At 67.4% G+C, this 19,711-nt stretch carries 17 protein-coding genes; 11 read left to right on the top strand and 6 right to left on the bottom strand.

From position 1 onward, the window contains the following. Nucleotides 1-28: 28 nt before the first annotated feature. From GRI72_RS01340 to GRI72_RS01350, 3 genes are read right to left on the bottom strand one after another with little or no spacing between them, the layout of a single operon-like run. Complete coding sequence (locus GRI72_RS01340) at nt 29-1,198, bottom strand: acyl-CoA dehydrogenase family protein (RefSeq protein WP_160732599.1); 1,170 nt, start codon at nt 1,196-1,198, stop codon at nt 29-31. 17 nt (nt 1,199-1,215) lie between these two features. After that, on the bottom strand, nt 1,216-2,085 hold the full coding sequence (locus GRI72_RS01345) for an alpha/beta fold hydrolase (protein WP_160732129.1): 870 nt from the start codon (nt 2,083-2,085) through the stop codon (nt 1,216-1,218). Nucleotides 2,086-2,101: 16 nt separating this feature from the next. Further along, nucleotides 2,102-3,370, bottom strand: coding sequence for an acetyl-CoA C-acetyltransferase (locus GRI72_RS01350; protein WP_160732130.1), 1,269 nt, complete (start codon nt 3,368-3,370; stop codon nt 2,102-2,104). Nucleotides 3,371-3,471: 101 nt separating this feature from the next. Here GRI72_RS01350 and GRI72_RS01355 point away from each other — a divergent pair, with 101 nt between their 5' ends. From GRI72_RS01355 to GRI72_RS01365, 3 genes are read left to right on the top strand one after another with little or no spacing between them, the layout of a single operon-like run. Further along, the gene (locus GRI72_RS01355; protein WP_160732131.1) at nt 3,472-4,233 is read left to right on the top strand and encodes a crotonase/enoyl-CoA hydratase family protein; all 762 of its coding nucleotides are present in this window, start codon (nt 3,472-3,474) and stop codon (nt 4,231-4,233) included. Between the two features lies 1 nt (nt 4,234). After that, nucleotides 4,235-5,383, top strand: coding sequence for a CaiB/BaiF CoA transferase family protein (locus tag GRI72_RS01360; protein WP_160732132.1), 1,149 nt, complete (start codon nt 4,235-4,237; stop codon nt 5,381-5,383). Between the two features lie 24 nt (nt 5,384-5,407). Beyond that, the gene (locus GRI72_RS01365; RefSeq protein WP_160732133.1) at nt 5,408-6,571 is read left to right on the top strand and encodes an acyl-CoA dehydrogenase family protein; all 1,164 of its coding nucleotides are present in this window, start codon (nt 5,408-5,410) and stop codon (nt 6,569-6,571) included. A 57-nt stretch (nt 6,572-6,628) separates the two neighbouring features. Here GRI72_RS01365 and ribB read toward each other — a convergent pair whose 3' ends face one another. Then, complete coding sequence (gene ribB, locus GRI72_RS01370; protein ID WP_237486673.1) at nt 6,629-7,909, bottom strand: 3,4-dihydroxy-2-butanone-4-phosphate synthase; 1,281 nt, start codon at nt 7,907-7,909, stop codon at nt 6,629-6,631. Between the two features lie 212 nt (nt 7,910-8,121). On the opposite strand from ribB, the gene GRI72_RS01375 reads away from it, so the two are divergent. After that, nucleotides 8,122-8,796: a response regulator transcription factor gene (locus GRI72_RS01375; RefSeq protein ID WP_419880229.1), complete on the top strand. Its 675-nt coding sequence runs from the start codon at nt 8,122-8,124 to the stop codon at nt 8,794-8,796. Nucleotides 8,797-8,905: 109 nt separating this feature from the next. Here the strand turns inward: GRI72_RS01375 and GRI72_RS01380 are convergent, their stop codons facing one another. Beyond that, on the bottom strand, nt 8,906-11,587 hold the full coding sequence (locus GRI72_RS01380) for a TonB-dependent receptor domain-containing protein (RefSeq protein ID WP_160732134.1): 2,682 nt from the start codon (nt 11,585-11,587) through the stop codon (nt 8,906-8,908). 115 nt (nt 11,588-11,702) lie between these two features. Then, entirely contained in the window at nt 11,703-13,268 is a 1,566-nt protein-coding gene (locus GRI72_RS01385) for a hypothetical protein (protein WP_160732135.1), read from the bottom strand. Between the two features lie 270 nt (nt 13,269-13,538). Between GRI72_RS01385 and GRI72_RS01390 the strand changes: the two genes are divergently transcribed. The 7 genes from GRI72_RS01390 (at nt 13,539) to GRI72_RS01420 (ending at nt 19,711) form a co-directional block, all read left to right on the top strand. Next, nucleotides 13,539-13,898 (top strand): hypothetical protein, encoded by a 360-nt coding sequence (locus GRI72_RS01390; protein ID WP_160732136.1) that lies wholly within the window; start codon nt 13,539-13,541, stop codon nt 13,896-13,898. Between the two features lie 182 nt (nt 13,899-14,080). Then, nucleotides 14,081-14,722 carry a lytic transglycosylase domain-containing protein gene (locus GRI72_RS01395; protein WP_237486675.1) on the top strand — a complete coding sequence of 214 codons (642 nt, stop codon included), beginning with the start codon at nt 14,081-14,083 and terminating at the stop codon, nt 14,720-14,722. 6 nt (nt 14,723-14,728) lie between these two features. Further along, nucleotides 14,729-15,031 carry a TrbC/VirB2 family protein gene (locus GRI72_RS01400; protein WP_160732138.1) on the top strand — a complete coding sequence of 101 codons (303 nt, stop codon included), beginning with the start codon at nt 14,729-14,731 and terminating at the stop codon, nt 15,029-15,031. A 1-nt stretch (nt 15,032) separates the two neighbouring features. Then, nucleotides 15,033-15,317 carry a VirB3 family type IV secretion system protein gene (locus GRI72_RS01405; RefSeq protein ID WP_160732139.1) on the top strand — a complete coding sequence of 95 codons (285 nt, stop codon included), beginning with the start codon at nt 15,033-15,035 and terminating at the stop codon, nt 15,315-15,317. Between the two features lie 25 nt (nt 15,318-15,342). Then, nucleotides 15,343-17,781 (top strand): VirB4 family type IV secretion/conjugal transfer ATPase, encoded by a 2,439-nt coding sequence (locus GRI72_RS01410; protein ID WP_160732140.1) that lies wholly within the window; start codon nt 15,343-15,345, stop codon nt 17,779-17,781. Further along, complete coding sequence (locus GRI72_RS01415; RefSeq protein WP_160732141.1) at nt 17,778-18,941, top strand: TrbL/VirB6 family protein; 1,164 nt, start codon at nt 17,778-17,780, stop codon at nt 18,939-18,941. The genes GRI72_RS01410 and GRI72_RS01415 overlap by 4 nt, the downstream gene beginning before the upstream one ends. Continuing rightward, nucleotides 18,938-19,711: a TrbG/VirB9 family P-type conjugative transfer protein gene (locus tag GRI72_RS01420; protein WP_160732142.1), complete on the top strand. Its 774-nt coding sequence runs from the start codon at nt 18,938-18,940 to the stop codon at nt 19,709-19,711. The genes GRI72_RS01415 and GRI72_RS01420 overlap by 4 nt, the downstream gene beginning before the upstream one ends.

The following is a 19,711-nucleotide window of genomic DNA, read 5'->3' on the forward strand; positions in this document are numbered from 1 at the left end:
GGGAGGAGGCGGTTCCGCGGGGTGCGGATCAATAGCTGCGCGGCATGCCGAGGACGTGCTCGGCGAGATAGGACAGGATCAGGTTGGTGGAGATCGGCGCGACCTGATAGAGGCGCGTCTCGCGGAACTTGCGCTCTATGTCGTATTCCTCGGCGAAGCCGAACCCGCCGTGCGTCTGGATGCAGGCATTGCCCGCCTCCACCGATGCATCGGCGGCGAGCATCTTGGCCATGTTGGCCTCCGCCCCCATCGGCTTGCCCGCTTCGTAGAGGCGGGCGGCCTCGTGCACCATCAGTTCCGCCGCGCGCATGTTGGCGTAAGCGCGGGCGATCGGGAAGGCGACGCCCTGGTTCGCGCCGATCGCGCGGCCGAACACCTGGCGTTCCCCGGCATAGGCCGCGGCCTTGCGGATGAACCACTTGGCATCGCCGACGCATTCGGCCGCGATCAGCGAGCGTTCGGCGTTCATGCCCGACAGGATATAGCGGAAGCCCTTGCCTTCTTCGCCGACCAGCGCGCTTGCCGGGATGCGCATGTTGTCGAAGAACACCTCGGTCGTGGCGTGGTTCATCATCGTGCGGATGGGGCGGATGGTCAGCGACTTGCCCGCCACTTCGCGCATGTCGACGATGAATGTCGAAAGGCCATCGGTCTTCTTCGCTGCGTCCTCGCGCGGGGTCGTGCGCGCCAGCAGCAGCATCAGGTCCGAATGTTCGGCCCGGCTGGTCCAGATCTTCTGCCCGTTGACGACATATTCGTCCCCATCGCGCACCGCGGTCGTGCGCAGCGCGGTCGTGTCGGTGCCGCTGGTCGGCTCGGTGACGCCGAAGGCCTGCAGGCGCAGCTCCCCGCTGGCGATCCGGGGCAGGTATTCGCGTTTCTGATCTTCCGACCCGTGCCGCAGGATCGTGCCCATGATGTACATCTGCGCGTGGCACGCGCCGCCGTTGCACCCTTCGGCCTGGATCGTTTCGAGGATCGCGGCGGCGGCGGAAAGGCCCAGGCCCGAACCGCCGTATTCCTCTGGGATCAGGACGGATAGCCAGCCCGCCTCGGTCAGCGCGGCGACGAATTCGCTCGGGTATTCGCGCGCGGCGTCCAGCCGCCGCCAGTATTCGCCGGGAAACTGCGCGCACAGGCGCCGTACGCCTTCGCGAATCTCGGGGAAATCCTCGCTGTCGTAAGGGCTCAGGTCCATTGCCGGTTCGCGCGCGATCACAGGAACGCGCGCAGTTCCTCCAGGAAATCGGGGAAGCGGTCGTGGTGGACCCAGTGCCCGGCGTTGTCGTAGGCGCTGACGGCGGCGTTGCGGAAATGCCGGATGCGTCCGTCTTTCTCCGGGTTCGAAGCCCAGCTGTCGTTGCCGTAGATCAGGCGCGTCGGGCACTCGATCCGCTGCCACAGCGCCTCGATCTGCGGGTAGGGCATGTCTTCGGGCGGCCAGGCGTGGAGGTGCGGATCGAACTTCCAGCTGAAGGTCCCGTCCTCGTTGCGCATCACCGCGTGCTGCGTCAGGTGAAGCGCCTGTTCCTTCGACAGGTAGCTGTTCGCCTCGTGCATTCGCGCCAGGGCATCGTCGAACGTCGCATAGCGCCGCGGCTGGCGCGCGGCGGCGTCGCGTTTCTTGTCGAAATATTCGCCCCAGATCGCCTCCGGCCCCAGCGCGTCGCGCTCGGCCTGCCGTTCGGGCGAGGGGCCGAGCCCCTCGATGGCGACGATCTTGCGGACCTTGTCGGGGTAAAGGCCGGTGAAACGCAGCGCGACATTGCCGCCCAGCGAATGGGCGACGATGGTGACGGGGGCCAGGTCGTTGAGCAGCACGAGCTGGGCCAGGTCGAAGACATAGCCCATGACCGGGTAATAGCCGGTCCGGCTCCACCCGCTGTCGCCGTGCCCGCGCAAGTCAGGGCAGATGACGTGCCAGTCTTCGCGCAGCGCCTTGGCCGTCCAGTCCCAGCTGCGGCAGTGATCGCGCCCGCCGTGAAGCAGGATCAGCGGCGGTGCCTCCGGGTTGCCCCAGTCGGCGTAGTGAAGCTTCGTGCGCTGCGAGATGTAGCTGCGCGATACGGGTCCGATCAGGTCCATGGGCCTTGCGCTATCCTCAATCCACGAAGTCGTCGACCCGTTCGATCACGATGGCCGGGGCCATGCCGCCGGCGGCGCACATGGTGACGAGCGCATAGCGGCCGCCGATCCGCTCCAGTTCGTCCAGCGCGGTGCCGATCAGGATCGAACCGGTCGCGCCGATCGGGTGGCCCAGCGCGATCGCCCCGCCGTTGACGTTCACCTTGTCTTCCGGCAAATCGAGATCGCGGATGAACTTGGCCGCGACGACGGCAAACGCCTCGTTGATTTCCCACAGGTCGATGTCGTCCTTGGCAAGGCCCGCCTTGGCGAGGACCTTCTTCGCCGCGGGAACCGGCGCGTTGAGCATCAGGGTCGGATCGTCGCCCTGGTTCGCGGTTGCGACGATCCGCGCGCGCGGCTTCAGCCCGTGGGCCCGGGCATAGTCCTTGCCCGCCAGCAGGACGGCGGCCGCGCCGTCGACCACGCCCGAGCTGTTGCCCGCGTGGTGGAAATGACGGATTTCGAGATCGGGATATTTCTGGTTGATCAGCCCGGCGAACGTCGTCCCCTGCGCGTCGAGCGGGGTCCGGGCGATCTTCTCGAAACTCGGCTGAAGCTCTGCCAGCCCTTCGGCGGTGGTCTGCGGGCGGGGAAATTCTTCCCGCTCCAGCACGACGTTACCGTCGGCATCGGTCACCGCAACCAGCGACTTGTCGAACCGCCCCTCTTCAATCGCGCGCGCCGCATTGCGCTGGCTGCGCAGGGCGAGCGCGTCGAGCTCCTCGCGGGTGAACCCTTCGATCGTCGCGATGGCATCGCCGCACACCCCCTGGTGGCTCTGCGGATGGACCTGGCGCAGCCGGTCGTTGCCCGAACCCATGCCCAGCGGCATGATCCCGGCCTGCATCTCCTCCTGCATCGAGCTTGCGGTGTAGCTCATCATCTCGGTGCCGCCGGCGACAACCAGGTCGGCCATCCCGCTCATCACCTGCGCCGCGGCGAGGTTCACGCTGGTGATCCCGCCGCCGCAGAACCGGTCGAGCGTCATGCCCGAACTGGTCACATCGTACCCCGCGTCGAGCGCGGCCATGCGGCCCAGATCGCCGCCCTGCTTGCCCTTCTGCGTGCTGGTGGACCAGATCACGTCGTCGACGTCTTTCGTGTCGAGCGAATTGCGCTGCGCGATCGCTTCCAGCACGGTCGCGGCCAGATGCTGCGGATGCATGTGCGCCAGCGCGCCCTTGCCGACTTTGCCGACTCCGCGCGGGGTCCGCACCGCATCAATGATATAGGCCTCTGGCATCGCGGCAAACTCTCCTCTCTTATCGGAATCGGGTTGACGCATGCGTAAGGCTTGGTCAGCAAGGGCACAAGAACAGTTTCGATAAGAAATGGAGTGAGAGGATGAGCGAGGAGATCCTGACCGAGGTGCGCGACGGCGTACTGATCGTCACCATCAACCGGCCCGATGCGAAGAACGCGATGAACAAGGCCACGGCCGAAGGGATCGCCGCGGCGATGGACCGGCTGGATGCGGAGGACGATCTGCGGGTCGGCGTGCTGACGGGTGCGGGCGGGACCTTCTGCTCCGGCATGGATCTCAAGGGTTTCCTGCGCGGCGAGTCGCCGATGATCGAGGGGCGCGGCTTCGGCGGCGTCGTCCAGGCCCCGCCGAAGAAGCCGCTGATCGCCGCGGTCGAAGGTTATGCGTTGGCCGGCGGGCTGGAGCTGATGATCGCCTGCGACCTGGTGGTCGCCAGCGCCGGGGCGCAGTTCGGCATTCCCGAGGTGAAGCGCGGGCTGGTCGCGGCCGCCGGCGGGGTGATGATGCTGCCCGACCAGATCCCCGAACGGATCGCGATGGAACTGGCGCTGACCGGCGATTTCATCGATGCCGCGCGCGCATACGAACTGGGCCTGATCAACCGCGTCGTCGATGGCAGCGCGCTCGACGCCGCGCTCGAACTGGCGGGGCGGATCGCCGCCAACGGCCCGCTGGCCGTGCGGGTTTCGAAGCAGATCGTGCGCGAATCGCGGGCCTGGCCGATGGAAGAGCGCTATGATCGGCAGGGCGCGCTGATCGGCCCGGTCTTCGTCAGCGAGGATGCGCGCGAAGGCGCCGCCGCCTTCGCCGAGAAGCGCAAGCCGAACTGGAAGGGCAAGTAGGATGGCCGGCCCGCTGAACGGGCTGCGCATCGTGGAGTTCGCAGGCATCGGCCCGGGGCCGTTCTGCGGCATGATGCTGGCCGACCACGGCGCCGAAGTGATCCGGATCGACCGCGCCAGCGGATCGCGCGGCGGCTCGCAGCCGGTGACGAGCAAGGACGTGCTGGCCCGCGGGCGCAAGTCGGTCGCAATCGACCTCAAGAGCGCGGAGGGCGTCGCCCTGGCGCGGCGGCTGTGCGCAAGCGCGGACGGGCTGATCGAGGGTTTCCGGCCCGGCGTGATGGAACGCCTGGGCCTGGGACCGGACGAGCTGCTGGGCGACAATCCGAAGCTCGTCTACGGCCGGATGACCGGCTGGGGCCAGACCGGCCCCTACGCCCCCTATGCCGGGCACGACATCAATTACATCGCGCTCGCCGGTGCGCTGGCCCATTTCGGCCGGGCAGGGGAAAAGCCGACCCCGCCGATCAACATGGTCGGCGATTTCGGGGGCGGGGGCATGATGCTCGCCTTCGGCATGGTCAGCGCCCTGTTAAACGTGTCGCGCGGCGGGCAGGGGCAGGTGATCGATGCCGCGATGACCGACGGCACGGCCGTGCTGATGGCGATGATCCACGGGATGAAGAACATGGGCGTCTGGTCGGAAGATCTCGGCGCCAACATGCTCGATACCGGGGCGCACTTCTACGACACGTACGAAACGCGCGACGGCAAGTTCGTTTCGATCGGCAGCATCGAGCCGCAGTTCTACGCCGAGCTGCGCCGGATCGCCGGGCTGGAGAACGATCCCGAATTCGATGCCCAGCACGACCGCGCGCGCTGGGGCGCGCTGAAGGACAAGCTGGCCGCGCTGTTCAAGACCAAGACGCGCGACGAATGGGACGCGCTGATGGAACATACCGACATCTGCTATGCCCCCGTCCTGAGCATGAGCGAGGCGGCCCGTCATCCCCACAACGTCGCACGCGAGGCTTTCGTAGAGGTAGGCGGCGACATCCAGCCCGCCCCCGCGCCGCGCTATTCGCACACCGCGCCGGCTACGCCGCCGCCCGCGCCCCTGCCGGGCGACGACAGCGAGGCGATCCTGCAGTCGCTGGGCCTGGAGGCCGGCGAAATCGTCGCCCTGCGCGAGAACGGCACCGTTGCCTGAGAATTTTCGAGAGGAGACCCGCCAATGCCCGTAATCGACGTTCCCGATCCCGAGTTCATGCAGGACGAGGAGATCGCCGTCTTCCGCGATGCGGTCGGCAAGTTCTTCGAACAGCACGCCCCGGCCAAGCGGGTCGAGAGCTGGCGCGAGAATGGCCAGGTCGATCGCGAGTTCTGGCAGGAAGCCGGCGCGGCCGGCATCCTGGGGATGACCGTGCCGGAGGAGTACGGGGGGCACGGCGGCGATTTCCGCCACGACCTCGTCGTGCTCGACCAGCAGGCGGCAAAGGAAGTCGATGGCTTCGCCAGTTCGCTCCATAACGTCATCATCCTGCCCTACATCGTCCGCCACGGGACCGAGGAGCAGAAGAAGCGCTGGCTGCCGCGGCTCGTTTCGGGCGAACTGATCAGCGCGATCGCGATGACGGAGCCGGGCGTCGGGTCCGACCTGCAGAACGTCGCGACGACTGCGGTCAAGGACGGCAACGGATACCGGATCAACGGGGCCAAGACGTTCATTTCCAGTGGACAGCTGGCCAACTTCATCGTCGTCGTCGCCAAGACCGATCCGAACGAGCGGGCCAAGGGCATCAGCCTCATGTGCCTGGAGACCGAGGGGGCGGAGGGTTTCCGCCGCGGCAAGAAGCTCGACAAGGTGGGCATGGACGCCGCCGACACCAGCGAGCTGTTCTTCGACGACGTCTTCGTCCCGGCGGACAACGTCCTGGGCGGAGAGGAAGGCCGCGGCTTCTACCAGCTGATGGGCGAATTGCCGCAGGAACGGCTGGTGATCGCAGTCGGCGCGATGAGCACGATCGAGAAGGCGCTCGACACCACGGTCGAATACGTCAAGCAGCGCAAGGCCTTCGGCCAGACGATCTGGGATTTCCAGAACACGCAGTTCGTGCTCGCCGATCTCAAGGCGCGCGGCACGGCGGCCAAGGTCTTCCTCAACGATTGCATCGCCAAGCTGCTGCGGGGCGAGCTGGACGTGACGACGGCCTCGATCGCCAAGTACTGGCTGACCGAACTGCAGGGCGAAGTGGTGGACAAGTGCCTCCAGCTCCACGGCGGCTGGGGCTATATCAACGAATATCCGATCGCGAAGATGTTCCGCGACAGCCGGGTCACCCGGATCTTCGGCGGGTCGAACGAGATCATGAAGATGCTGATCGCGCGTTCGATGTGACGCCGCGCGCCGCCCCGGCGCGCGCCATCGGCGCCCCGGGGCGGAGCTGCCGGCGCTTCAGCCGGGGATCGGTTCGCGCCCGACGACCTTCAGGCCATATCCTTCGAGACCCACGACAGTCCGCTCGCTGTCGGACATCAGGACCATCTCGCTCACCCCGCGATCAACCAGAATCTGTGCGCCGATGCCGTAATCGCGCAGTTCGCCATCGGGGTGCGGGTGGCGGCCGATTTCGGCCTGCAGCATTTCCGGCCGGTCGGGCATGATGACCACGATCAGGCCCGAACCGCGCTCCCCGATCGCGGCCATCGAGCGTTGCAGCTGACGCTTGCGCGCGCCCGACTGGCCCAGGACGTCGTCGAAGATCGAGATCGCGTGCATCCGCACCAGCGTCGGCTGCTCGGGATCGACATGCCCCTTCTGCAATACCACGTGGGTCGCGCCGGAAACCTTGCTGCGATAGGTCATCGCGCGCCATTCGCCGCCATAGTCGGATTGCAGCGTGCTTTCGCTGACCTGTTCCACCAGGTGATCGTTCCGCAGGCGATAGGCGATGAGATCGCGGATCGTCCCGATCTTCAGGTCGTGGCGGCGGGCGAAGGCGATCAGGTCGTCCATCCGCGCCATGGTGCCGTCTTCGTTCATGATCTCGCAGATCACGCCCGAGGGGTTGAGGCCGGCGAGCCGGGAGATGTCCACCGCGGCCTCGGTATGGCCGGCCCGCACCAGGACGCCGCCGTCGCGCGCGACCAGCGGGAAGACGTGGCCGGGGCTGACGATGTCTTCCGGCCCCTTGCCGGCATCGATCGCCACCGCGATCGTGCGCGCCCGGTCGGCGGCGGAAATGCCGGTCGTCACCCCTTCGCGCGCCTCGATCGAGACGGTGAAGGCGGTCTGCATCGATTCGCGGTTGTTCCGGCTCATCGGCTCGAGTCCGAGGCGTTCGACCCGCTTGCGGTCGAGCGAGAGGCAGATCAGGCCCTTGCCGTGGCTGGCCATGAAGTTGATCGCCGCCGGGGTGGTCATCTGGGCGGGGATGACGAGATCGCCTTCGTTTTCCCGGTCCTCGTCGTCCACGAGGATGAACATGCGCCCGTTGCGCGCCTCGTCGATGATCTCCTCGATCGTGGCGAGGACCGGTCGATCGTCGTTCTCGTGCAGGAAGGCTGCCAGCTTGTCGAGCGTTTCGGAGGTCGGGTTCCAGCCCGCATGGCCGCAATCGCGCAGGGTATTGGGATGAAGGCCGGCCGCGCGGGCGATTCCGGCCCGCGACATGCTACCCGAAGATACCAGGTCCTGGATCTTCTGCTTGATCGATTTGGCGCTCAGTTCAGACATGACAATGTCGATAAACATTGAAATGTGATTCTGCAAGGCTCTCGCGACACGCCGATGTGATTGCGGCTGGCGAACCGGGAGGGCGTACGCTCGCCCGAAGGCCCGGTTCCGCTCCTCCGCTTCCGGGCGAGAATCGACAAGGACCTGTCACCAACCCGTCACAAGAGCGCGGCACGTCTTGCCACCGACTAGGGCAAAGGGGCGAGCCGGGCGTGGGCGTCATCAACATTTTCCTGACCGCAAAGATCGCCGACACGATCGAGGAGCTGGAGCATGACGGCACTCGCTTCGTTTTCGCGCGCCTCCACCCCGAAGGGCCGCGGCAACTGGTCGAAGGGCCGATGTGGGCTTTCGTCGACTGGGTGATGGACGACCTCGCCGGGCTGGAGATGTGCCGCCGGCTGCGCGCCGATCCCCGCACGGCGGATGCCCATGTCACGATGGTGCTCGAAAGCGACGATATCGACGACCGCCGCCGCGCCCTGCGTGCCGGGGCGGACGATTACATGGTCGGCCCGCTCGACCGGAGGGTCGTGCTCGACCGGGTGCTTGCCCTCCAGTCGCACCAGCAACGCCGCCACTCGACCCAGCGGCTCGAAGTGGGCGACCTGACGATCGATCTCGCCGCGCTGCAGGCGCGTTGGGACGGCACCCCGATCCAGCTGCGGCCCAACGAGTTCCGGCTGCTGCGTTTCTTCGCGGAAAACCCCAACCAGGTCATGTCGCGCGGCGAACTGATTGCCGGGCTGGGCAAGCTGGAGCCGCCGATCGACGAGCGCACGGTCGATGTCTGGATCGGCCGGCTCCGCCGGGCGCTGCGTTCGGCCGGCGCAGACAACCCGCTGCGCACGGTCCGCTCGCTCGGCTACGTCTACGACGCGCCCTGATACGCCGGCCGCCCGCCGCCGCGCCCCGCGGCGCGCCATGTTCCGAAGCAACAAGAAAGGCCGCCCCCCGGGGGAGGCGGCCTTTTAGTGGGTGGAGAAGCCGGGCGGGTCAGAACTCGGTCGAAAGCGACAGCGCGTAGCTCTGGCCTACCTCGTAGGTGTTGATCTCGATCCGGTTGGTGCCGTTCGACTGGTACTCGTAGTGGTCGCGGCCGAAGATGTTGCGCGCTTCCAGCTTGAGTTCGACCGGCAGGCGGAACAGGTTCAGGTCCTGGCGATAGACGAAATCGACGCGCAAGCCCGGGTCTTCGACGATGTCCGGCAGGTTGCCGGTGCCGCGCGCCGTCACCCGCTCGCTGGCGTAGGAGAACAGCACGGTGAACTGCTGCAACCGGTCGAGATCCTCGAGGCCGAACTGCAGGTTCAGCAGGTGGTCCGACTGGCCCGTCAGCGGCACGCCGTCGCGGAAATAGTCGGTCGCCGGCCTTTCGCCGCCCGGGAAGATCTGCGTCGTGTCGTCGTCGCCCACCTCGATCTCGGAATCGGTGAACGTGTAGTTGGCCACCGCCACGAGCCGCTTGGTTTCGAACCAGCCGCCCCAGTCGAGCAGGTCGTGGTTGTACTGGAATTCCAGCTCCGCCCCCTTCAGCGTCGCGCGGGGCGCATTGGCGAAGCTGGCGACCTGCACGTTGTCGGAGAACGACGAGTAGATCTCGATCGGGTTGTCGATCTGCTTGTAGAACCCGGCCAGCGAAACCCGGTTGCCGCGCCCGAAGTAGTATTCGAGCCGGGCCTCGTAGTTTTCCAGCTCGCTATCGACGAGGAACGGGTTGCCGTTGAAGCGGCGGCTCGTTTCCGGGTCGTAGTAGGTCTGGAAGATCAGCTCGCGGAACTGCGGGCGCGCGATCGTCTTCGAACCGCTGATCCGCGCCTGGAGGGCATCGGTCAGTTCCCAGGTGATCGTCCCGGCCGGCAGGTAGTAATCGTTCGCCAGCAGGGTCGAGCTGCCCGAATTGGTCGGGGTGGCGAAGACTTCCACCGGGTCGACCCGCTGGGTCGCGTCCTCGTAGCGCAGGCCGAGGTCGATGGTCAGCCCTTCGACCGGGTTGAGGCGCGACTGGAGATAGCCGGCGTGGATCTCGAGGCCCGCCGCGAAGGCCGGGTCGGACTGGGTCGTCTCGATCAGGCCGATATCATAGTACTCGATGATCGCGTCGCCCAGCAGCAGGTCCGGCCGCAGCGCGCCGACCGCATCCTCGAAGCCGGAGTCGGCATCGAACAGGAACTCGCGCCGTTCGGAGTAGCGATCGGTATCGGTGTAGGCGTAGCCGGCCGTCAGGCGCAGCCAGTCGGTCAGCGCGTAGCCGAGATCGATCCCGCCGTACCAGAGCTCTTCCTTCAGGTTCGAGAACGCGACCGAGGCGCTGCCGCGCTGGCGATCGAGGACGTTGACGAAGATGTCGCCGAGGGGATCGTTCTCGTTGTTCGTGCGGACATAAGTGAAGCTGTATTCGTAGGGCGCCTCGCGCCGGGTCTGCGCGTATCCGCCGCGCAGGTCCACGTCGAGATTGCCGAATTCCAGCTCCGCCACCAGCTGGCTGTCGATCAGCTGGCGTTCGTACCACGCGGTGTCCTGGACGAACTCGGTATCGCCGTCCTGCAGGTCGTCGCCCAGCGAATGGCGCGTCTGCTTCAGCGTGTCGCGGATGTAGAGGTTGGTCCAGCGGAAGCGATGATCGCCCAGCTCGAGCCCGAAGCCGAGCAGGCCGTTGACCAGAATGCGGTTGTCGGTGACGAAGTCGCGGAAATCGGTGTCGAGATCGAGGTCCGCATTGATCGCGGTCTGCGCGATGATCGAGCGGTTACGCCACTTGTTGCTGATACCCGCTGTCGCGATCACGCCGAACTGCCCGTCGGCGAAGACGGGGAACGACGTGCCGGCCGTCAGCCCGGCGGACCAGTTGACCGGCAGCTCCTCCACTTTCTGGGTGACGACGAGGTTGGGGTTGCCCAGCTGCTTGGCAATCGCCTGCTGGTCGACCTCGAGGTCGCTCATCCGCAGGCCGCTGTCGAAGAACTGCCGCAACGCGGGCGGCGCATCGCGCGTTCCGTCGTCGAAGCCGAACGAGTCGAAATCCGAACCGTAATAGTCGTTACCGGTGGAAAAGGTGGTCTGTTCGTCGCCGCTGATCCCGGCGCTGATTTCCAGGAAGCTTTCGTCGGGGATGGCGCGGGTGGTGAGGTTGATCACGCCGCCGCCGAACTCGCCCGGGAAATTGGCCGAATAGGTCTTCTGCACCAGGCTGGATGCGACCACGTCGGTCGGGAAGATGTCCAGCGGGACCACGCGGCTCAGCGGCTGCGGGCTGGGGAGGGGGAGGCCGTTCAGCAGCGCGAGCGAATAGCGATCGCCGAGGCCGCGGACGTAGACGAAGCCCTGTCCCTGCACCGAAAGGCCGGTGACCCGGCCCAGCGCGCCGGCAATGTCGCCTTCGCCGGTCCGCGCGATCTGCTCGCTGGTCAGGACGGAAACGACCTGGGTCGAGCTGCGCGTCACGTCGCGCGTGCGCCGGCCGGTGACGATGATCTCGCCCCCGCCGCCGGGAATGGAGATTTCCGCTTCCTCCGGCCCTTCGGCCTCGTTCGCCGGGGCGCTGCCGCCTTCGGCATCCGGTGCCCCTTCGGCGCCCGTTCCGGACGAAGAGACAGTGCCCTGCGCCAGTGCGGCGCCGGGGAAGGTGAGTGCGGTGGTGAGCAAAAGCAGCCCCGCCAACTGCTTGCCGGTGGACATGATGGGAGCCCCCTTCGTCTAGAAGTCCGAAAATCTCGCGGCGGGCCAAGGGCCCGAAAATGGGCGGGGAGGCGGCCCGCCGTGCAGCGAGGCGCCTCCCCCGTCGTTCATCCGATCAGTAGATCGGCAGCGAGGTGCAATCGCCGGTGTTGGTGCCGAAGTCCGCGGTGGCCGAGTTGCAGGTCCAGCCGGCGTACCAGGTGTCGGCATCGTCGCGCACCGCGCCGATGTAGTTGACGTTGTCGAAGAAGCTCGACAGCGCGGTGGGATCGAACGCCGTCACGCCGCTTTCGTTCGTGCCGTTCACGAAAGTCATCGCGAGCGTGCTGGTGAAGCTGGCGTTGTTGTTCGATCCGGCGTCGAAGATCGCCTGGGAATCGGCGGCCGATACGCCGTTGCTGCCGTTGCGGAAGCCATTGGCGCAATCCATCACGAACGAATTGAACACCGGCGGCCCGACGTCGTCGAGACCGGCGTTGGCCGCGCGGGTCGTTTCGGTGTCGTCGATGCGGATGCACGGGGTCGAACCGGTCGAGTCGACCAGCACCGAGTTCACGATCGCGTAGTCCGCGCCGCCGCGAATGCGGATCGCCTGGTCGCGCGCGGCACCGTTGTAGATGAACGTCGCGTTCGAGATCTGCGTGTTCTGGCGCGGGGTGTTCTCGATGTTGGCGTTCGACGAGTCCGCTTCGATGATCGTGTCGCCGGCATTCGCGCGGCTGATCGCGATCACGTACTGCATGTTGGCCTTGACGCCGGTGTCGGTATCGAGCGCGTCGTCTTCCGAACCGACCACGATCAGGTTCTTCAGGTTCACGTGGCCGCCGAAGAATTCCACGCCGTCGTCGGAGCTGTTGTAGCTCATGATGTGGCTCAGCTGGGTGCCCGTGCCGGTGCCGCCGGTGGTCAGCGACTGCAGCTCGTTGTCACCCGACAGGACGAAGCCCGAATAGCGGATCTGGACGTAGCGCATCGTGCCCGAGCTGTCGTCTTCGGTCGCGCCGCCGAACAGCGCCGGCTGGGCCGCGCCCTCGACCTGGCGTTCGCAGCCGATGGTGCCCGGGGTCGCGCCCGGTGCCGCGCAGTCGGTCACCGGCGCACGGCCGGCCAGGACCACGCCGCCCCACTGGCCCGACGAGTTGCTGTTGTTCAGGCCCAGCACGTTGTCGCGGCTGGTGAAGATGATCGGCATTTCCTCGGTGCCGACGGCGTTGATCTGGTTGCCGCGGTTGACCATGAGGAACGAGGAACCGCTGGCGTAGAACATCGCGCCCGGTTCGATCGTCAGCGTCACGTCGGTATCGGCGTCCGAGGCGGTCGGGCCGCCATCGGTGCCCACGTCGACCCGGCCGTTCATGTAGTAGAGCAGCCCCTCGACATAGGGCAGGGTCGAGGAAGCATTGAAGCGCGCGGGCAGCTCGCAGATGCGATATTCGCCGGTCGGGCCGCTGATCGTGCCGCCATCGGTAAGCCCCTGCGGGTCGGCGATCGTCGGGCAGCCCGCCGCCGGCGAAACGGTCGCGGGCGGGGGCGGCGGGGGCGGCGGAGGCGGGGGAGGCGACGCCGGCGGGTTGATGATGACGTTGCCGCCGGTGCCCGGCGACGAGATTTCGTCGGCACCGCAGCCGGCCAGGATGGCCAGGCCGCAGCCGAGAACGATGGATCGTTGGATGGTTTTCACAGCGAGCGGTCCCCTCAAAAAACCGAGAATCGATTGGTCGCGAATTCGATATCGCGAGCCGCGAACTAGGACCGTGGCGTGACACTTTCTTTGCAGGATGCCGGATTTAGTTAGTGCCGGCCAATATGACTATAACATGACAAATATGACAAAGTCGGCGGCGGAAAAGTGAAAGATTACAGATCGATGACAGTATGACATTTTAGTTGCAGCCCACCGCCGCGGGGCGCATTATGCCCTGCGTGAACTGACGAAATTGGGAGAGTTGCAATGGCTATAGGTTCAGTGATTGCCGGCCTGCTGATGTCCACGCAGGCGGGTGTTGCGCCGGAAGTCGGCTATGACGAGCTCGTCGCCAACCGGAACGAGGCGGCGATCGAGGTCCTCGAGGAATCCGCGATCGAGTCGGACGATCCGGCCCGGCTGATCAACCTCGGCATCGCCTACGCGCGCGCGGGCCGCGAAGACGATGCGCGTGCGATGTTCCGCGCCGCCGCGCGGAGCGAGACCGGCTTGCGCCTCGAGGTCGCCGGCGGCGACTGGGTCGATTCGCGCGATCTTGCGCGCCGCGCCCTGCGGATGCTGGAACAGGGCGAATTCGCCCCGGCAAGCCGGGTCACGATGCGCTGATCCGGCGGCATCCGCCCGGACGGCGGCGGATGCAGCGAGAATCCCCCGTGGCCCCTCCGCCACAGATCGGATAGATTGCGCCCCAGCCGACTGCGGCGCGTGACGCATTGGTCCGATTCTATCCAACTTGCTGTCACCAGCCTGTCATGTACGGTGCGCAAGGGAGGCGGACGGAGGGTTCGATGATTCTCAAGCGGTCGCCACTGCTCGCCCTCGCGGCTTGCCTGGCGTGGACGGCCGGCCCGGCACGGGCGGACGTCATGGAAATCGATGCGCAGGGCGCACGCTGGATCGCCGGGGCCCTGGTGGGCGCGGCGTCCGGCGACGAAGTGGCTTTGCCCGGTGTTGAAGCGGGCGACTTGGTTGCCCTGTCGGCAGACTATGCCCTGCCGGCCGAGGCGGTGGCCGATCCCGCGCGCCATTCGGCGGCGATCCCGCCGCATTACGCGCAGAAGGTCCACGAACTGGCGCGCCGCTTCGACCTGAGCCCGGCGTTGATCGAGGCGCTCGTCTGGCAGGAAAGCCGCTGGCGTCCCGACGCGGTGTCGCCCGCCGGCGCGCGCGGCCTGGCCCAGCTCATGCCCGGCACCGCGCGCGAACTGGGCGTCGATCCCGAAGACCCGTTTGCCAACCTGGAGGGCGGGGCGCGCTATCTGCGCGCACAGCTCGACCGGTTCGATGGCGACCTGGAGAAAGCGCTGGCCGCCTACAACGCCGGGCCCGGGCGGGTCGAGCGCGCCCGCGGCATCCCGAACATCCGCGAAACCCGCAATTACGTGGCGGCCATAATGGGCCGCCTTTCCAACCATTCCCGCGAGGACTGACAGCCGATGCGATCGCTTACCCGTATTCTTGCCCTGACCCTGTTCGCCACCCCGGGCGCCGCCATGGCCCAGCAGGTGGCCGATCCGCAGGGCTCCGGCCCGATCGTGGCCGCGCTCGGCTGGCTCCAGGGCACGCTGCTCGGCAATGTCGCGACCGCGGTCGCGGTCATGGCGGTGGCCGCTGTCGGCTTCCTCATGCTGACCGGCCGGATGAACTGGCGTTTCGGGGCCACTGTCATCATCGGGTGCTTCATCCTGTTCGGCGCGGCCTCGATCGTCGCCGGCATCCAGCAGGCTGCCGGGGGCTGAGGTGGACCAGCTCGTCCGCCACCCCGTCCATCGCGCGCTGACGCGGCCGCAGATGTTCGCGGGCGTGACGTACAACTATTTCATCATCAACGCGGCGGTGACGACCGAGCTGTTCCTGATCACGGGCAGTTTCCTCGCACTGCCGGCCGCGCTGGTCATTCACGGGGTCGGCTATTTCGCCTGCCTGCGCGAACCGCGCGTGTTCGACCTGTGGATCACGAAAGTCAGCAAGTGTCCGCGGGTCCGCAATTTCAAGCGCTGGGGCTGCAACAGCTACGCGGCGTGAGCGCCTGGAAAGGGTCGATGCAACTATGAGCAAGTGGATCGGAGCCGCCGCCTGGAGCGTCAAGGAAGCGCGCGCCGGCGACCGCCTGCCCTATGCCCGCCTGATCGACGAGAGCACCGCGCTGCTGCGCGACGGATCGGTGATGACGGCGCTCCAGGTCCCGGGCCTGCTGTTCGAGACCGAGGATAGCGACGCGCTCAACGCCCATGCCGCGACGCGCGAGGTCGTTCTGCGGTCCACGCTCGATGCGCGCTTCGTCATGTACCATCACGTCGTGCGCCGGCGGGTCGAGATCGAGCTTGAGGCCGAGTTCGACGACCCGCTCAGCCGCCATATCGATGCCCGGTGGAAGGAACGGCTCGGCTCCGGCGCGCTGTTCGTGAACGACCAGTTCGTGACGCTGATCCGGCGCCCCGCGCGGGGCAAGGCCGGCCTGGCAGAGCGCATGGGCAAGATGTGGAGCCGCAAGGGGCGCAAGGAGATCGAGGCCGATCCGAAGGACGTGCGCGCGCTGAAGGCGGCGGTCACCGGCCTGGTCGCGGCGCTGCAGGCTTATGGCGCCGCCGTCCTTGGCGACTACGAAAGCGCCCAGGGCAAGACCAACAACGAACTGCTCGAACTGCTCAGCGCGCTCTACAACGGCGAGATGCGCCCGGTGCGCCGGCCGCACGACGATGCCGACATCGGCCACATGCTGCCCTATCGCCGCGCCAGCTTCGGCCTCGACGCGATGGAACTGCGCGGTTCGGGCGCGCCCGACTTCGCGGCGATGCTGAGCCTCAAGGAATATCCCGACGCGACGTCGCCCGGGCTGCTCGATTCGCTGCTGCGCCTGCCGTGCGAGATGATCGTGTCGGAAAGCTACGCCCCGGCCGAACGGCAGACGGCGCGCGAGCGGATGGACCTGGCCCTGCGCCGCCTGCGCTCGGCGGACGAGGAAGCCGCGGCCGAGCGGGCGGACATGCTTGCCGCGCGCGATGCGCTGGGCAACGGGGCGGTCGGCTTTGGCGACCATCACCTGACCGTCCTGGTGCGCGAGCGCGATCTCGCCCGGCTGGACGAGGCGACGGCATCGTGCGCCGCAGCGCTCGCCGATACCGGCGCGATCGCCGTGCGCGAGGATACCAACCTGGAACCGGCGTTCTGGGCCCAGTTCCCGGGGAACGAGCAGTATATCGTGCGCCGGGCGATGATTTCCTCGGCCAACATGGCGAGTTTCGGTTCGCTGCACGGCATGGCGCTCGGCCAGGCCCAGGGCAATCACTGGGGCGAGGCGGTGACGCTGCTCCAGACGACCAGCTCCACGCCGTTCTTCTTCAACTTCCACAACGGCGACCTGGGCAATTTCTCGGTCATCGGCCCCTCGGGCTCGGGCAAGACCGTGGTGATGAATTTCCTCGCCGCGCAGGCCCAGAAGTTCAAGCCGCGCACGATCCTGTTCGACAAGGACCGCGGCGGAGAGCTGTTCATTCGCGGGATCGGCGGGCGCTACGACCGGATCACCGCGGGCGAGCCGACCGGTTTCAACCCGCTCGCGCTGCCCGATAGCGCGGGGAACCGGGCCTTCCTGCGCGACTGGCTGGGCGTCCTGCTCAACGCCGAGGGGCCGGAAGAGCTGGCGACGGTCAGCCAGGCGGTCGATGCCGCCTATGGCAACGATCCCTCGCTGCGCCGCCTGCGCCATTTCCGCGAGCTGCTGTCGGGAGCGCGCCGGCCCCAGGCGGGCGACCTGGCCGACCGGCTTTCGGCCTGGATCGGCGAGGGCGAACATGGCTGGCTGTTCGACAATGCGGAGGACCGGCTGGATCTCGCCAGCCGCGTGCTCGGCTTCGACATGACCGCGCTGCTCGAAAATCCCAGGCTGCGCACCCCGGTCATGATGTACCTGTTCCACCGGATCGAGGAGCGGCTGGACGGCAAGCCGACGATGATCCTGATCGACGAAGGCTGGAAGGCGCTCGACGATCCGGTCTTCGCCGCCCGTATTCGCGACTGGCTGAAAACGCTACGGAAGCGCAACGCCCTGGTCGGGTTCGCAACGCAGAGCGCGCGCGATGCGCTGGAAAGCCGCATTTCCACCGCATTGGTGGAGCAGACCGCGACCATGGTGTTCATGCCCAATTCGCGCGCCCGGGCAGAGGATTACTGCGACGGCTTCGGCCTGACCGGTCACGAACTGGCCCTGATCCGCAGCCTGCCGGCGCATAGCCGCTGCTTCCTCGTGCGCCAGAGCGACGCGAGCGTGGTCGTGCGGCTGGACCTGTCGAGCGCGCCCGAAGTGCTGACGATCCTGTCGGGCCGCGAAAGTTCGGTCCGGCGGCTCGACCTCCTGCGCGCCGCGGTCGGCGACGACCCGGCCGAATGGTTCCCGGCGCTCACCGGCCACGGATGGCCCGGCGGCAACGGGGGCGACGACGACGAGATGGCGCAGGGCGACATGCCCTTCCGCCTCGCCGCGGAATGAGCGCGGCCTGCCAGACCGCCGCCGCGGATGCCGGCAGCGGCGTCGCGGCGGCCCTGCGCGCGGTCGACTGCACGGCGGGGGAATTCACCGCGCAGGCTTTCGGCCGCCTCTTCGCGCCGGGCGGCGCGCTGACCCCGGTCCTGACGATCGCTCTGACGCTGTTCGTCGCGCTGTTCGCGATCGCCCTCCTGCTCGGCCGCACGAACCTCGGCGTCAGGTCGCTGACGCCGCGCATGGTCACGCTGGGCCTGGTGGTCACGTTCGCGACCAGCTGGGTCGCTTACCAGAGCGTGGTGTGGAACCTCGCCATCGGCGCCCCGGACTGGCTGGCCAGCGTGCTGGCCGGGACCGACGGCTCGGCGACGGAAGTCTTCGCGCAGAAGATCGACGTCGTGTTCATCGCCGTGCAGCAGGCGACCCAGGGGCAGGAAGATATCGGCGCCTTCTCCCCCGCGGGAATCCTGTGGCTGGGGGCGATGCTGTTCCTGCTGGGGACCGTGGGCGTCCTGGTCACCGCGCGCATCGGGCTGGCGGTGCTGGTCGCCCTTGGGCCCGTCTTCGTCGTCATGGCGCTTTTCAACGGCACGCGCGGCCTGTTCACCGGTTGGCTGAAGGGCGTGGTCATGCTCGCGCTCACGCCGCTTTTCGCGGTCCTGGGCGGGGGGGTCATGCTGGAGCTTGCGGTGCCGATCCTCGCCACCCTCTCGGCCACGCCGGGGCAGGTCGATCCGCAGGCGGCCGTGGCCTTCTTCCTGATCGGCGCGGTCCACGTCGCGCTGATGATCATGGTCATCAAGGTCGCGGGCACGATGGTTTCGGGCTGGCGGGTTTTCGGCCTCGTCCGGGACGACGCGCCGGAGCGGGGCGAGCGGTCCGCCGCGTCCGCCGCGCCGCAACCCGCCGCCGCCCCGGCAGTGCAGGCCGCTGCAGCGCAGGCACCGTCGCAGGGCGGGCAGCGCCGCCTCGCCCTTGCGCCGGCCGGGGCCGGGGTGCCGGCCAACGATCCCGGGCCGGCGGCCACGACGAGGCGCGAGACGCGGCTCGTGGCATCGCCTGCAGGGGGACAGACGCAACCGCTCAGCCCATCGCTTTCGCGCACGAGCGGCATCGGCAGCCGCTTCCGTGCACCGCAGAAACGTATTTCGGAGAAGTCGAAATGAAACGCGTGGCTCTCACCGCGCTGGCGCTCGCCATGGTTTGTGCGCCCGCATCGGCGGGCGATGCGCGCCTGGTCGAAATGCTCTACGACCCCGCGCGGGTCGTCACGATCGAAGGGCGCACGAAAGTCCAGGCCACGATCCAGTTCGGCGAGGACGAGCTGATCGAAAACGTCGCGATCGGGGATTCGGAAGCCTGGCAGGTGACGCCGAACAAGCGCGCGAACCTGCTGTTCGTCAAGCCGCTTGCCCCGACGGCCAAGACCAACATGACCGTGGTGACCAACAGGCGCACCTATCTGTTCGATCTCGTCGCCAGCCCCCGCGCGCGGCCGCTCTACGTGCTGAAGTTCACTTATCCCGAAGAGCCGGAGGAAGAACCGCCGATGCTGGCCGAAAGGCCGAATGCCGTCGAGATGGCGGCGGCGAACGATCCCTATGCGGTGGTCGACCCGGCCGAACTGAACTTCGCCTGGACCGGGCAGGGCGATACGACCCTCCTGCCCGAGCGCACTTACGACGACGGGAACGCCACTTTCCTGACCTGGCCCGCCGGCCGCGCAGTGCCGGCGATCCTCGTAAAAGACCACGAGGGGACGGAAGGGCCGGTCAACTTCACCGTGCGCGGCGACACGATCGTCGTGGACGGCGTCCCGCGCGAGATCGTCCTGCGATCGGGGGATGACAGCGCGGTGCTGACCAACGCCGGGCCGCCCCGGCCCGAACGGGCGCGCGGGCAGGCCGCGCTGGCCCAGGCAAGGGAGAACAGGTGA

It is taken from the genome of Pelagerythrobacter marinus, assembly GCF_009827515.1.
In the GTDB taxonomy this organism is placed as follows: Bacteria; Pseudomonadota; Alphaproteobacteria; order Sphingomonadales; family Sphingomonadaceae; genus Pelagerythrobacter; species Pelagerythrobacter marinus.

Coding starts and splice junctions, on each gene's coding strand:
- GRI72_RS01350 (WP_160732130.1), bottom strand. CDS start 3,370: ATGCCAGAGGCCTATATCATTGATGCGGTGCGGACCCCGCGCGGAGTC.
- ribB (WP_237486673.1), bottom strand. CDS start 7,909: ATGTCTGAACTGAGCGCCAAATCGATCAAGCAGAAGATCCAGGACCTG.
- GRI72_RS01390 (WP_160732136.1), top strand. CDS start 13,539: ATGGCTATAGGTTCAGTGATTGCCGGCCTGCTGATGTCCACGCAGGCG.
- GRI72_RS01400 (WP_160732138.1), top strand. CDS start 14,729: ATGCGATCGCTTACCCGTATTCTTGCCCTGACCCTGTTCGCCACCCCG.
- GRI72_RS01380 (WP_160732134.1), bottom strand. CDS start 11,587: ATGTCCACCGGCAAGCAGTTGGCGGGGCTGCTTTTGCTCACCACCGCA.
- GRI72_RS01415 (WP_160732141.1), top strand. CDS start 17,778: ATGAGCGCGGCCTGCCAGACCGCCGCCGCGGATGCCGGCAGCGGCGTC.
- GRI72_RS01395 (WP_237486675.1), top strand. CDS start 14,081: ATGATTCTCAAGCGGTCGCCACTGCTCGCCCTCGCGGCTTGCCTGGCG.
- GRI72_RS01420 (WP_160732142.1), top strand. CDS start 18,938: ATGAAACGCGTGGCTCTCACCGCGCTGGCGCTCGCCATGGTTTGTGCG.
- GRI72_RS01345 (WP_160732129.1), bottom strand. CDS start 2,085: ATGGACCTGATCGGACCCGTATCGCGCAGCTACATCTCGCAGCGCACG.
- GRI72_RS01410 (WP_160732140.1), top strand. CDS start 15,343: ATGAGCAAGTGGATCGGAGCCGCCGCCTGGAGCGTCAAGGAAGCGCGC.
- GRI72_RS01360 (WP_160732132.1), top strand. CDS start 4,235: ATGGCCGGCCCGCTGAACGGGCTGCGCATCGTGGAGTTCGCAGGCATC.
- GRI72_RS01340 (WP_160732599.1), bottom strand. CDS start 1,198: ATGGACCTGAGCCCTTACGACAGCGAGGATTTCCCCGAGATTCGCGAA.
- GRI72_RS01355 (WP_160732131.1), top strand. CDS start 3,472: ATGAGCGAGGAGATCCTGACCGAGGTGCGCGACGGCGTACTGATCGTC.
- GRI72_RS01365 (WP_160732133.1), top strand. CDS start 5,408: ATGCCCGTAATCGACGTTCCCGATCCCGAGTTCATGCAGGACGAGGAG.